At 32.1% G+C, this 15,675-nt stretch carries 4 protein-coding genes; 2 read left to right on the forward strand and 2 right to left on the reverse strand.

Translation table 11 applies throughout. The features are described 5' to 3' along the window. Positions 1 to 65 precede the first annotated feature (65 nt). Both J3U20_RS06370 and J3U20_RS06375 read right to left on the reverse strand, forming a co-directional pair. Positions 66 to 9,341, reverse strand: coding sequence for a T9SS type B sorting domain-containing protein (locus tag J3U20_RS06370; RefSeq protein ID WP_160542449.1), 9,276 nt, complete (start codon positions 9,339 to 9,341; stop codon positions 66 to 68). A 289-nt stretch (positions 9,342 to 9,630) separates the two neighbouring features. After that, on the reverse strand, positions 9,631 to 11,760 hold the full coding sequence (locus tag J3U20_RS06375) for a Tex family protein (RefSeq protein WP_160542581.1): 2,130 nt from the start codon (positions 11,758 to 11,760) through the stop codon (positions 9,631 to 9,633). Between the two features lie 298 nt (positions 11,761 to 12,058). On the opposite strand from J3U20_RS06375, the gene rsmG reads away from it, so the two are divergent. Both rsmG and J3U20_RS06385 read left to right on the forward strand, forming a co-directional pair. Then, a complete protein-coding gene (rsmG, locus tag J3U20_RS06380; protein WP_160542450.1) occupies positions 12,059 to 12,685 on the forward strand; it encodes a 16S rRNA (guanine(527)-N(7))-methyltransferase RsmG in 627 nt (208 codons plus the stop codon). 4 nt (positions 12,686 to 12,689) lie between these two features. Beyond that, a complete protein-coding gene (locus J3U20_RS06385) occupies positions 12,690 to 15,659 on the forward strand; it encodes a tetratricopeptide repeat protein (protein WP_160542451.1) in 2,970 nt (989 codons plus the stop codon). Positions 15,660 to 15,675 lie beyond the last annotated feature (16 nt).

Raw genomic sequence — 15,675 nt, forward strand, 5'->3', positions numbered from 1 at the left:
TAAATTAAAAAAGACATTCGTAAATGAATGTCTTTTCTATTTTGTATTGTTTATAAGCAAACTTTTTATCGATCTGATTCATTGTAATTCCTTAACATAATCCAACCGGTAAATTCTCTCCCGTCGGCAATTGTAATTATGTACCAATAGGAAGATGTCGGCAGATTTCTGCCTAAATGTTTTCCGTCCCATACAAAACATGTATTAGAGGTTTCTTCATAAACTTGTTTACCGTATCGGTCAAAGATTTTAACTTGAGAATTTTCGCCTTTAAACAAATCTAATCCGCATACTCTCCATGCATCGTTATAATTATCACCGTTGGGAGTTATCACATTATTAATTCCGAAAATTATTCCTTTGGATGTTATAGCATCACAAGAATTGGCAACAGAACGTACATAGAATGTATAAATTCCTTGTTTTAAATTAGTAAATGTGTTACTTCTTTGCCAATTTATCTTATCGATGGAATATTCCAACGGAGCCGGTCCATTTGCTATTACGGTTATATAATCTTTTCCTTGCTGTAATTCAACAATAATCGGTTCTTCCAATAATTTAACTTCTATTTGATGCGTAGTAGTACAGCTGATATTATAATTTAAAATTTTAGTATGTTCAACCGTATAAATACCTATGTCTCTAACATTTTCCAGATATTGACCGGTTCCAACTAATTTTCCTTTGAAATACCATCGGATTTGATCGTATCCATCATCTCCAGCGTCTAGTGTTGCAGCATATCTTGGACAGATATAAACTATTTCATTAGGAGGCGTTGGAGAAAGATAAGGAATCAATTCTACTTTTGCTACCGATGGACAAAAATCATCATCTATATTATCCACACGAACATATACATATCCGTTTTTACTTTTATAGTTAGATAATTCGGGTTCTTGTATTTGTTTTGAAGGTTTACCCATTGCTTCATCTTTCAAGGCATTATTTGCATCCTTTTCGGTTCTATAAAAACGAATTGTTGAATTGGGTTGATTTTTAAATAAATGTTCAACTAATGGAAGTTGAAAATACGCGTATCCGTCTTGATCTCCATCACAAGCATATAGGGTAGCATCATTAAGCTCTACAGGATCATTGGTTTCAAATTCTATTTTTGTAATGCCGATACATTCGGTTTGAATATTTTTAATTCTACAATAAATTGAATCGGATAAATTTAAATATTTGTTTTTATCTAATACCCCTGTTCCGTTCAATGCTTTTTTATATCCTTCATGATAGGTTATTTCATATACGCGTTGATCTAAATAATTATGTCCTGATTTATCTTTAATTTTAGGATCGAGGTCTTTGAGTAACAGGTCATCATATTTTCCATTATTGTCTCCATCACACACAAATTGAGGTATCAGTTGTGGACGTGGCGTTTCTTTTTGAGTGATTATTATTGTTCCTTCATTTCCACAGCCGTTCTCTTTGTTTTCAAATTTAACTTTTATTTCTACTTTGTTTTCTCCTACAGGGGGTTCGTAATCGGTTAAAGTATTAGGTATTGGCCCTGATGTGTCTTCTACTCTGCCAATCTCTACTCCTTTGCTGTCTTGGAAAATTACTCGCATATCTTGTAAGAAGCTTTTTATTCTTGCTTCTTCTCCATTGGATGACAACATTGGATAAATCGAACTCCATAAATCTACTCGGGTTTTACTGCCTTGCGGTTCGTATTCACAGATGATCGGTTCGTCTTTTGCTACTTTTAAATATGGATATACGTAGAGTTTTACTTTCGATACTTCATCACAATAGTTGCCTTCTTCGTCTTTTACTCTTACATAGATTTCATCTACTAGGTATAATCCTTCTTTATATAATTCTCTATTGGTATAGTTACTTATTTCCGGTTCGGTCAGGTGTGTATAAATCCCTTTTGCTTCATTTTTAAAGGCTTCTTTGGCATCTGATTCATTTCTGTAATAGCGATAACTGCTTGTAGGATAATTGCCCAGTAATTGTTCTGATTCATGTAAATTAAATATTTCTTTTGAATCATCTTGGGAATCATCGCATTTTATTGATAAGCGTACTTCTTTCGGGATTGGTACATGGTTGGAATTTTTCTTAAACCATACTTCATTTATGCCTATACAACCGCTCTCTTGATTCAGTACTCGTACGTATAACGGGTTCAGGAAGTCCACAGTAAAGTACGTTTGTTTGTCTATCGGAAGTATCGTCGGATCATTTACTGCTAAGGCTTCGGACTGAGTGCGGTAATACGTAATTTCTTGTTTCGCTGACGGGGTAATTACCAGGTTATCTAAATCTTTTAGTAATACGTCATTATACTCTCCGTCTAAGTCTTCATCACACAGGGTATAGGTTACCTTATTGGGACGTGGCGTTTCTTTTTGGGTAATTGTTATTGTTCCTTCATTTCCACAGCCATTCTCTTTGTTTTCAAATTTAACTTTTATTTCTACTTTGTTTTCTCCTACAGGGGGTTCGTAAGTGGTTAAAGTATTAGGTATTGGCCCTGATGTGTCTTCTACTCTGCCAATCTCTACTCCTTTGCTGTCTTGGAAAATTACTCGCATATCTTGTAAGAAGTTTTTTATTCTTGCTTCTTCTCCATTGGATGACAACATTGGATAAATCGAACTCCATAAATCTACTCGGGTTTTACTGCCTTGCGGTTCGTATTCACAGATGATCGGTTCGTCTTTTACTACTTTTAAATATGGATATACGTAGAGTTTTACTTTCGATACTTCATCACAATAATTGCCTTCTTCGTCTTTTACTCTTACATAGATTTCATCTACTAGGTATAATCCTTCTTTATATAATTCTCTATTGGTATAGTTACTTATTTCCGGTTCGGTCAGGTGTGTATAAATCCCTTTCGCTTCATTTTTAAAGGCTTCTTTGGCATCTGATTCATTTCTGTAATAGCGATAACTGCTTGTCGGATAATTGCCCAATAATTGTTCTGATTCATGTAGATTAAATATTTCTTTTGAATCATCTTGGGAATCATCGCATTTTATTGATAAGCGTACTTCTTTGGGGATTGGTACATGGTTGGAATTTTTCTTAAACCATACTTCGTTTATGCCTATACAACCGCTTTCTTGATTCTGTACTCGTACGTATAAAGGGTTCAGGAAGTCCACAGTAAAGTACGTTTGTTTGTCTATCGGAATTATCGTCGGATCATTTACTGCTAAGGCTTCGGACTGAGTGCGGTAATACGTAATTTCTTGTTTCGCTGACGGGGTAATTACCAGGTTATCTAAATCTTTTAGTAATACGTCATTATATTCTCCGTCTAAGTCTTCATCACATAGGGTATAGGTTACCTTATTGGGGCGTGGCGTTTCTTTTTGGGTGATTGTTATTGTTCCTTCATTTCCACATCCATTCTCTTTGTTTTCAAATTTAACTTTTATTTCTACTTTGTTTTCTCCTACAGGGGGTTCGTAATCGGTTAAAGTATTAGGTATTGGTCCTGATGTGTCTTCTACTCTGCCAATCTCTACTCCTTTGCTGTCTTGGAAAATTACTCGCATATCTTGTAAGAAGCTTTTTATTCTTGCTTCTTCTCCATTGGATGACAACATTGGATAAATCGAACTCCATAAATCTACTCGGGTTTTACTGCCTTGCGGTTCGTATTCACAGATGATCGGTTCGTCTTTTGCTACTTTTAAATATGGATATACGTAGAGTTTTACTTTCGATACTTCATCACAATAGTTGCCTTCTTCGTCTTTTACTCTTACATAGATTTCGTCTACTAGGTATAATCCTTCTTTATATAGTTCTCTATTGGTATAGTTACTTATTTCAGGTTCGGTCAGGTGTGTATAAATCCCTTTTGCTTCATTTTTAAAGGCTTCTTTGGCATCTGATTCATTTCTGTAATAACGATAACTGCTTGTCGGATAATTGCCCAGTAATTGTTCTGATTCATGTAAATTAAATATTTCTTTTGAATCATCTTGGGAATCATCGCATTTTATTGATAAGCGTACTTCTTTCGGGATTGGTACATGGTTGGAATTTTTCTTAAACCATACTTCGTTTATGCCTATACAACCGCTCTCTTGGTTCAGTACTCGTACGTATAAAGGGTTCAGGAAGTCCACAGTAAAGTACGTTTGTTTGTCTATCGGAATTATCGTCGGATCATTTACTGCTAAGGCTTCGGACTGAGTGCGGTAATAGGTAATTTCTTGTTTCGCTGACGGGGTAATTACCAGGTTATCTAAATCTTTTAGTAATACGTCATTATACTCTCCGTCTAAGTCTTCATCACACAGGGTATAGGTTACCTTATTGGGGCGTGGCGTTTCTTTTTGGGTGATTATTATTTTTCCTTCATTTCCACATCCATTCTCTTTGTTTTCGAATTTAACTTTTATTTCTACTTTGTTTTCTCCTACAGGGGGTTCGTAATTGGTTAAAGTATTTGGTATTTGTCCTGATGTGTCTTCTACTCTGCCAATCTCTACTCCTTTGCTGTCTTGGTAGATAATTCGTAAAGAATTGAACATTCTATTTAAACGTGTTGGATCAGGAATGCCATTTGATTCAAGCATTGACCGGGATAATTCCCAAAGATTAATTTTTGATTTTGTAGCGTCCGGTTCGTATTCGCAAATTTCAACGGATTGATTTTCTACTTTTATATAAGGATATACTTTTATTTTAATCTTTGCTATACTATCGCATTGAATTCCTTTGCTATCCTTTACTCTGACAAATACCTCATCAAATGTATAAAATCCATCTGTAGTTATCACTCTGGTTTGGTAAGCATTTGGATTTGCAACAGCATTACTGATCTTTCCTTTTCGTGCTTGATTTTCATCTTTATAATATTCAAATTGAACATCAGAAGAACTACTAATCCGGTTGGAAACAGAAGTAAGGTCAACGAAGGATTTATTCTGACCGTCCATACATCCTATTATTTCAACTTCCTGTTTATCCAGCAATAGGCGTGGATTTACATTTACCGATATAGCGGTAATGGTCGGACAAGTTTTATCTTTTTTATCTATTCTGACATAGATTGTATAAAACGGATTGTCCGGAGGAATATTGGTAAATTCATTATGTTTGATGGTAAAGTTTACAGGCGATACCTCATTCTTATGTTCTTCTGCATCTTGTTTTGTTCTATAGTAAGTAAAATCATATTCCGAATTGATAAAGGATAGAGATTCTCCGGTAATAATATTAGTTTTGTAATCATCTAAATTGCTGATTACATACTTGCCGTCTATGGTTCCATCGGTTTCATCACAAATATCTATAAAGTGGACATTGGCTTTAGGAACTAAAGAAATTAAAAATTCTACTTTACGGATTATATAGCACTGCGTCTTTTTGTATTCAAACTTAATCCAAATTTCATCTCCACTGGAAACTCCATATTCTTCTAAATTTGCCTCTGGGATATCTATCCCATAAATTGCGTTGTATTTACTTGCATGATAAGAAACAGTAAAATCACTCAGTATATATGAACTTCCAATCATTTGAGATGGATAATCCTTTAAGTTAACATTTTTCTTTTTCTCTTCATTACATAATAAGGTAGCAAAATGATTTACCTCTAATTCAGGATATGCTTCAACTTCTATAGGAGCAATTGAAAAACAGTTACTTTTTATATTTCTTACTCTAACCCAAAAAGTGGTTGGAAATCGGGTAACCGAAGCACTCCTCGAAATACTATTTTGATTTTTAAGTGCATCATCCTCTCTAGTAAAATAAATAAATTCAAAATCCTTACTATCTATGTTGGAATCAAGAAAAAGGCTATTGTAATTTTCCAACCAAATAGTTTCATAGATGCTGTCTTGATCATTTTTTGTGTTATTATTGCATATGATAACACTTACATTTTGCTTTAAAATGGGAGATTCAATTAATGAAAAATTTAACATAAAATAATCAGAACAATCTTTGGTTTTAATCTTCACCCAAATTTTTGTGGAGTTGGTTACATCAAATTCACTTACCGGATTAGTTCCATTTTTTGCATCATTTTCTGTTACATAATATTCATAACCCATTTGACTCGTCAACTTTGGATTATTGGATATAAGTTGGGCCGTTACCAGTTGATATAAATTTGATGAATTGATTTTTTCTGTTCCGTTATTTCCAAAATCACATATATAGATGTTTGGATTGCTCACTGTCGGTACAGGAATTAAGTTTATTGTAACTCGAATAATCTTAAAACACTTGGTTACCGGATCCTCCACTCTCATGCATATATCATTATTGGTAATATTTGTTGTCGTATTTACCAGATACTTTATTGGAGTATTGCTATCCGTATACGTTCCTAACAATTCACCGGGAGCATCTATTTCATATTCTGCATCGTATATTAACCGATAAAATTGAATGGTTGTCCCTTTTGAATCAAGTATGATTTTAGACAAATCTACTTCTTCTTTATAGTCATCCCCTATGTCACAAACCTCTAAGTCTGTATATTCAGGCAATTGTACGGAGGGCACTAAATTAAATTTAATCTCAACAATAATGGGACATTGGTTTTTAAATTCTAATTTGACAAATGCCGAAAAAATTCCTTGTCCAATTTGAAATTTAGCAGGATTTGTAATCGTTGCTTTACCCCCTTCGTGTGCTTCATTTTTGGTTTTATAATACCTTAAATTTTTTATATCTTTTATAGGAGTTTTTAAACTTGATAACTGATCTTGAGTTAGAAGTTCTTCCAGCTTGTTTGGATCAGTCTTTTTAGAACCTTTTATAAATTCTAATATATTAACAACCTCAATTCCATCATCATTAAAATCACAAATAGTATGGGGACCCAATACTTTTTCTTCAATTGTTATCAAATTGAATTTCAAATCATAAGCATAGCTGCATCGATTATATCGGACTGCAGGATATATTATTTTTGGATTTTCAGCCGAAGTTAGATCAAAACTTTTTTTAATCATTCCTTTTCCATGTTTAGGATCTGCCAAATACATATCCCGATCGTGCTGATTGTCAAAAAATACAATTTTATCATCTGAATCATTTCCAAAGGATGGATGAGAATATGAATAAGTATAAAGATCTTTAAGTAAATCTTCGTAATCTTTTAAGTATATTTTCTCGATACCATCATTGTATGTGTCGCATACATCAAATTCTCTCTTATATAATGTTTGATTTTTAGATACGAAGATAGTTATTGAGCTTACTGCTATAATTCCGCTTTTTTTAATCTTATATTTTAAATAAATTGTAGGTTTAGCCGGTGCCTCTACACTATAGATATAGCCGGGTGATGATTCCTTTAATTTAAGTTTATCCGTACATGCCAAATCTTTATAAAAACCTTCAATCTCAATATCTTGAGGAGTTAATGAAGTACCGGACAAAAAGTTAGGAAGATACGATTCCAAATTTACTTCTTCTGTATCATTGGCATTACATATAGTTGGATAAGGCAATCCATCTCCGATGCCGCCGCCACCGCCGCCGCCGCTATCGCTACAATCTCCGATGGCTTTTAAAATCAATTTTGTTTTTACTTCTCCACAAAAATCCGGATGAGTCGCTTTGATGTAAATAGTGTTATTTAATCTCAACATACAATTATCCGGATTTACAATTTCGTTGCTGTAATAGGAATCTTTATAGTATTTCCATTTTACGGTAGTATGGGAAGGATTGATCGGAGAATTTGTTAGTAAGTTAGAGTTATATTTGGTTAGATCCAACATCACGGATTGACCTTCTCTAACATCGCAAATTTCAGCTAAATACTCTTCTAACTCTAGTTTTTTAACCAATTTTACAGTAAATGCGATTAAGGTATAGCACGACTTATCCCTTATGGATTTATTCCATGCTTTAAGGTAAAACTTTACACTATCATCGTCAGTTCCTGATAAATCAATCGGGTAATTACGTATAACAACATCGGGCAATTCTCTCATCTGATCATCCAGTATTATATACTCTGTAGTCCGTTTATTTATTCCGTAATTAAAATTATTCAAGTTAACATTCTCTATATCGTCATTGCCTTCATCGCAAACAATGAATTGCTGGTTATCTTTTAAATCAGGCTTCTTATTTAATTTAAGATTTATCTCTGTAGAAACAAAGCAATCTCCGCTTTTCAATACTTTTACATAGACCGTCATATCATCAGAAAAAGTAAAGGATTTTGCTTCTTCATCTGAAATCTGATTAGTTAAATTCTTATACCTGTAATAGGTAAATTTTAAATTTGTATCCGGGTTTATCAGTTGCTGATATGATGTTAAATCAACTGTATAACTTTCTCCTTTATTAATACAAAAAGGTGGGGGTGATTGTTTTTCTGCCGTAGGATATTCTTTGCTAAACTTCACCTGTAGGGTATCAGTAAGTGAAAAACCATTACAACCATAATAAGTAACCTTTGCTATAAAGTAATTGTTGGTGGTGGATTTGACTACCCAAGTATCACCCCAATTACTTGGACTTGAAGAATTTCCTTCATACCAAGCAACGGAAATATCCGTATTTCCATTCGGAGTAAATCTCCATGCTTCTTTTTTTGCTTCCCATTCTCCCCTATTTCTTCCCGGGGGAGAAACTCCAATGTATCCATTGGAATTGATGATCCCTATTAAAGCGTTTTTATCTTTAGTGGTATGGGGGTTTTTACTTTTATTTCCAACATATATATCTATGATATTAAAAGTTTCATACAAAACAATTTGTGAAGATGAATAAATCCGATCCGGTCCGTACTGTTTTAAATTATCAAAATTAATAATGAATTTCCTATAGGGAGCTTTCCCTTCATAAGCAACTTTTACCTTGCTCGGTGTGGTATTATTCATGTCGTGATAAACACCAAATATTGAATTTTTAGGTAACCCGGAATTTGGATTATTACCTGAAATAATATACGGACATTCTTTATTTTTTTGCGACAGGTCAAAGCTGACTACTCCATTATCACTGACAATAATTTGATTATAACTTTTTCCATAAAAGCAAAAATTAAAACCTATATCGATGATATCGTTACCAAAAACATCATCGTTTTTACCATTGGTGTTACCGGTTGATACCGGAGTACCTTTGGTAAAATCTATATTTGAGGGATATTGAATGGAAGAAACTTCATATTTATCTGTTTGTTTGATTATGGGATAATCTACACTTAGTTTAATATTTTTATTTCTAAAAAACTTATAATCACAGTCAACATACACAGTATCTGAATTTCCATTATGATCTTTGATTAAGACCTTGGGTTCTTTAAAATCCTGTGAAAAAATTTTACCAATAAAAAATATTAAAATAACGAACGAATAAAGGTTTTTCATTTTTTAATTTTATTTATATTATTTAACTAAATAACACCCTATTAAATCAGATTTTATGATAAATACGGATAATGAATGGATAAAGATATTAATTCTTATTTTTTTTTTTCTACTATTAGAGGATTTATTATATAATTTAAAAGTTTTGAAGTGTTTTATATTTATATATATATTTTATTTTATGTGATAAAAATATATTATTTGTATTTTAAACAATTAAAATAATTATATAATCTATAATAGAACCTATATTTTTATCTAAAGATCTTTTATTAATCTTTTAATCAATTTAATCAATCATAGATAATTGTATTCTCTTTCTTTCCTTATCTATATCGATTATTTTTACTTCTACATGTTGATGAAGATGCACGACTGTGCTAATGTCTGTTATGAATTCATTGCATACTTTAGAAAGATGTACTAATCCATTCTCTTTAATTCCTATATCTACAAAACAACCGAAATTAGTGATATTATTGATTATTCCGGGAACTTTCATGCCCGGTTTTAAATCATCAATGGTTTTTAAAGAAGGATCGAAAGTAAACATTTTTACTTGTGTTCTTGGATCTAAACCTGGTTTTTCCAATTCTTTACAAATATCTTCCAAAGTTAAAATCCCTACTTCTTCGTTTACGTAATTGTTTAAATTTATTTTTTGAATTAGTTCTTTATTTCGGATTAAATCTCCCAATTTTACTCCTAAATCTTTCGCCATTTTCATAACTAGTGAATAGCTTTCGGGATGAACAGCGGAATTGTCTAAAGGATTTTCAGATGTCGGAATTCTTAAGAATCCGGATGCTTGTTGAAATACTTTTTCACCAAGTCTGGGAACTTTTTTCAGATCTTGTCTGGTTGAAAATGCTCCCATTTCCGAACGGTACTGAACAATATTTTCAGCCATCTTTTCTCCTATCCCCGAAACATAAGACAATAAGGATTTACTGGCTGTATTAAGGTTTACTCCTACACTGTTTACGCAAGATATAACAACTGCATCCAGTTCTTTTTTCAATAATGTTTGATCCACATAGTGTTGATATTGTCCCACTCCTATGGCTTTAGGTTCTATTTTTACCAATTCCGCAAGTGGATCAGACAACCTTCTTCCTATGGAAACTGCTCCTCTTACCGTAACGTCATAGGATGGAAATTCTTCCCGAGCCAATTTAGATGCAGAATATACGGACGCCCCGGCTTCATTTACAACAAAAACTTTTAGAGGACGATCAAAAGCTATGGATTGTATCAATCGTTCCGTTTCTCGGGAGGCTGTACCATTACCTATGGATATGGCTTCAATTTTATAGGCATTAATTAAAGATTTAATTTTTTTAATTGATTCTTTGGTTTCTTTTTGGGGAGGATGAGGATATATGGTATCATTGTGTAATAAATTACCATTTTCATCTAAACAAACCAACTTACAACCTGATTTATATCCGGGATCAATTGCCAGAATCCTTTTTTCCCCCAAAGGTGATTGCAATAACAATTGCTTTAAATTGGATGAAAACACTTGAATGGCTATTTGGTCGGCTGACTCTTTGGCTTTCTGGAAAACTTCATTACTTAGCGCCGGTTCTAATAAGCGTGAAAAAGAATCTTTTATTGCTAAAAGTAGTTGATCTTTAATTACTTTTTCATGAGTTTTAATTATATATTTGCTTATTATATGTAAGGCTTCCTCTGAGTCAACTTTAACTTTAACGCGTAGAATTCCTTCCTTTTCCCCTCGTAAGATTGCTAAAAACCGATGAGATGGCGAACGTTTTAAATTTTCAGAAAATTCAAAATAATTTGAAAATTTTTGTGCTTCTTTTTCCTCCTCTTTTCCTTTAATCAGCTTAGATTCCAATACGGCATTTTGTTGAAAAAAACGTCTTAAATTTGAACGTACATAATTATTTTCGTTAATCCATTCCGCAATAATATATCCGGCACCTTGAAGAGCATCATCTACTGACAATACCTTATCTGAGGTGTATTTTGAAGCTAATAGAGTTAAATCTGAAATCGGTTTTTGCGCCATTAAGATTTTTGCTAAAGGTTCTAAACCGTTTTCAATTGCAACAGACGCCTTTGTTTTTCTTTTCTTTTTATAGGGTAAGTAATAATCTTCTAAAAGAGTAAGTTCGAAACAATTTTCTATTCTTTGCTTAAATTCTTCGGTTAATGCTCCTTGCTCGTCAATGCTTTTTATAATAAACTCCTTACGTTTTTGAATTTCTTCAAAATCTGTTTTTAACTTAGATATATTGAATAATTGAACTTCATCCAGATTTCCGGTCATCTCCTTTCTATAACGGGCAATAAAGGGTATGGTATGATCTTCGTTTAATAATTTTACCGTATTTTCTATGCTTTTTTGAGAGATATCAATTCGTTTCTGAATGAAGGAAATCATATTTATAGTAATTATTTTATATTTAAGTAGTGTAGGTTCGTTTTTTATTTTATAAAAATAGGTAATATAAATTAATTGTTGAATCAAAAATAACTTGCTTTCAAAATAAATTATAATTTATATTAATAGCATTCCAATTAAATTTTATCTTTACCATCTGATCTTTATATATTTTGTTTAATGACTTTAAAAAGTCTTCTTCTTACTCTTAAACCCTTATTTTTGTTGTAATAAAGCAAATGTCTATTATAAAATAGAGTCTTATATTATTAAAACTTATATTTTTGTATATCTATTAATACCCATGACAAACTTAATACAAAAGTATTTTCCGGAGATAACTGAAAAACAATTGCATAGTTTCGAAAAACTCCCTGATTTGTATTCAAATTGGAATGAAAAAATCAATGTTATATCAAGGAAAGATATAGATTCTTTACTTGAAAAACATGTCCTTCATTCTTTGGGAATAGCAAAAGTAATGCAGTTCGCTCCTTCTACCAAAGTTTTGGATATTGGTACAGGTGGCGGATTTCCGGGTATACCTTTAGCTATACTTTTTCCGGAATCACAATTTACTTTGGCCGACTCCATTGGAAAAAAAATTAGGGTTGTTAATGAAATTGCACAAGAATTACAGTTAGAAAATGTCATCGGTATTCATACACGAGCCGAAAAAATTAAAGAGAAATTTGATTTTGTAGTGAGCCGAGCGGTTACCCAAATGCCTGTTTTTATGTCTTGGGTTAAAGGAAAATTTACATCTAAGAATATCAATAGTTTACAAAATGGCGTTTTATATTTAAAAGGAGGAGATCTAACTGAAGAATTGAAAAATTTTCCCGAGGCTACACTCTATGAGTTAAAAGATTATTTTGACGAGGAATTTTTTAAAACTAAAAAAGTCGTTTATATTAAAAATATGCACTAAAGTTATGCGAAAAAAAATCCAATGGCTTATCCCATTATTAGGAGCAAATTTATTTGTGAATGCTCAATTATCTGAAATTTATTATAACAATTACCAGATAAGCAACGCAAAGGAATTATATGAAAATGAAGCCTATAGAGGAACTCAATATATAATTAATGATTTAATTAACTTTTCTAATCTGAGATCTTATCAATTGGAAATTGCCAATTTTTACGATGCTCTGATAAGCCTTATCTTACAAGATGAAGAAGCAGAAAAGAAATTTGATGCTTTTACAAATAAATATCCGCAAAGCGTATTAACTGAAAGAGCTCACCTCCAATTGGGAAATTACTATTTAATACATCAGGATTATTTTCGCGCAGCAGAAGAACTCTCTAAAGTATCTATAGATAAACTTCCTCCTAATAAAAGAGCCAACCAATACATCAAACTCGGGTATGCTCAATTTATGAATCAGGATTTTGAAAATGCTGAAAAAAACTTAGAAAAAGGATCCTATAGCAACCAATACAAAAATCAAATAGACTTTTTGTTAGGTCATATAGCTTATGCTAACGGTGAGCATATTGAAGCTAAGAAAAAATTCACATCCTTATTAAATCAACCGGAATTTACCGAAAAAATCAAGCCTTATATGGTTCAGATTTATTTTAATGACGGTGAATATGATTCTGCCATATCTACCGGTAAAACTTTATTAGCTTCTAATCAATATCCTGAGTTAAAAAATGAGATAATAAAAATTATAGGAGAAAGTTATTTCAAATTAAAAAAGTATGCCGAAGCCGAACCCTATCTTTCATCTTATATAAAAAATAGTGCTTCTCCAACTTTGAGCGATTATTATCAAATGGGATATGTTTTGTATCAAGCCAAGAAATATGAAGAAGCAGTTACTTATTTTAATAAAATAACTGTTGGAGATATTTCTCCCATTTCACAAAATGCATATTACCAATTGGGGAATTCCTACCTGAAAACAAATAAAAAGAAAGAAGCTTTAACTGCTTTCAAAGCTGCTTCTGAAATGGATTTTGACAAAAAAATTCAAGAAAACGCCTATTTAAATTATGCGAAATTGAGTTATGAAGTAGGTAATCCTTATGAGCCTGTTTCCAAAGTTTTAAATACCTATTTAAAAAGATATCCCGCTTCCAAGCATCAATCGGAAATCAATAAATTGCTGGTTAAATCATATATTAATTCCGGAAATTTCTCAGAAGCCTCTCAACTTTTATCTTCCATACCCAATAAATCTTCGGAGTTGAAACTTAAAGAGCAAGAAGTTGCTTATGCCTACGGAGTACAATTATACAATCAGGGTAAAATAGAATCGGCTTCTCAAGAATTCGAAAAAGCCATACTTTTAAAAAATAATTCTCAATTTTATGCTCGTTCACTCTATTGGTATAGCGATTGTCAATACCAATTAGGAAATTTTCAAAATGCTATTGATAAATTACAACTTTTGCAAAATTCCGGAATTACCATACCGGAAAGTTCGCAAGTGATGTATCAAAAAGGATATTCTTATTTAAAATTGAAGAATTTCGATTTGGCAGCAGTTTCATTTCAAGAATATCTTAAAAATCCAAAGCAAGAATTTAAAGCAGATGCAGAATTACGTCTTGCCGATGCATTATTAGGCAGCAATCAGCTTAACCAAGCAATTCAAATGTATGATCAAGCGTATACCTCTTCTATCGAAGACAGGGAATATTCTCAATATCAAAAAGCTATTGTATATGGTCTGCAAAAAGATTATAAAAATAAAATTGTTGAACTTGAAAAGTTCATTAAAGCATATCCAAAATCGGAAAAAATTAGCGATGCATATTTTGAATTAGGTACAGCGTACGCTGAAACTGAAAATTATCAGAATTCAAATAACTATTTTCAGAAAGTTATCAGCGCTTCCAAAAATAATGACTTAGTGGTTATGTCATATCTTGGTATTGCTGATAATTTGACCAGTTTAAAAGAATATCAAAAAGCTATTTTAAATTATGGAACTATTGCCGATAATTATCCTAAAACCGATTATGCCTTACAAGCTATAACCGGAGCTAAAACTGCATTTATTGAAAGCGGTAAAGAAAATGAATATATTGACTGGGCAAATAGAAAAGGCTATAATATGGACCGTGCGGAAGCTGAGGAATTGTCTTTTATGTCTGCTCAAAAGAAATTTTTATCTAAAGATTACTCTGCGGCCTCTCAAGAATTTGCGAGTTTTTTAACTAAGTTTCCTACTACAAATCGTAAAATAACCTCTCTCTATTATTTAGGAGAAAGTTATTTTCAGCTAACTAATTATAATCAAGCGGTAGAGGCATTAAAAGAAGTTTCAGAATCATCCAATGAAATCCAGGAAGATGCTTTGGTTAGACTTTCTCAAATTTATATAAAACAAGAAAAAGACGAAGCTGCTCAAAATTCGCTAGAATCTTTGTATAAAATTACTTCCAATCAGAACTATAAATCTTTCGCCGAATTAGAATTGATGTATATCTATTCCGATCATAAAGAATATACTAAGGCTAATGAAATGGCTATAAAAGTACTGAATAATTCCAAAAATCCTTCTACTGTAAAAGAACAAGCCACTTTGATAAAAGCGCGCAGTCTATACAATTCGGGAAAAATAAATGACGCAAAATCAGTATTTACAAATCTTGAACAATCTAAAAACAATGCGGTAAAAGCTGAGGCCTTATACTATAACGCATTATTTAAAAATAAAGATAAAAAATACGATGCCAGTAATTCCATAATATTTAATTTAACATCTAAATATTCTGATCAACAGTATTGGGGAGCTAAAGCTCTTCTTATAATGAGCAACAATTATCTAAACCTTAAAGATAATTATCAGGCTACTTATATATTGGAGCAAATTATAGAAAATTATAAAGAGTTTCCGGATGTTGTTCAAGATGCCCAAACTCAACTTAACCATATTAAATAATTATATCTCGTTTTGA

It is taken from the genome of Apibacter sp. B3919 (genome assembly GCF_026537405.1).
Taxonomy (GTDB): domain Bacteria; phylum Bacteroidota; class Bacteroidia; order Flavobacteriales; family Weeksellaceae; genus Apibacter.

Bases quoted from the DNA above. Each gene is read 5' to 3' on its own strand.
- rsmG (WP_160542450.1), top strand. From the start codon at position 12,059: ATGACAAACTTAATACAAAAGTATTTTCCGGAGATAACTGAAAAACAA.
- J3U20_RS06370 (WP_160542449.1), bottom strand. From the start codon at position 9,341: ATGAAAAACCTTTATTCGTTCGTTATTTTAATATTTTTTATTGGTAAA.
- J3U20_RS06385 (WP_160542451.1), top strand. From the start codon at position 12,690: ATGCGAAAAAAAATCCAATGGCTTATCCCATTATTAGGAGCAAATTTA.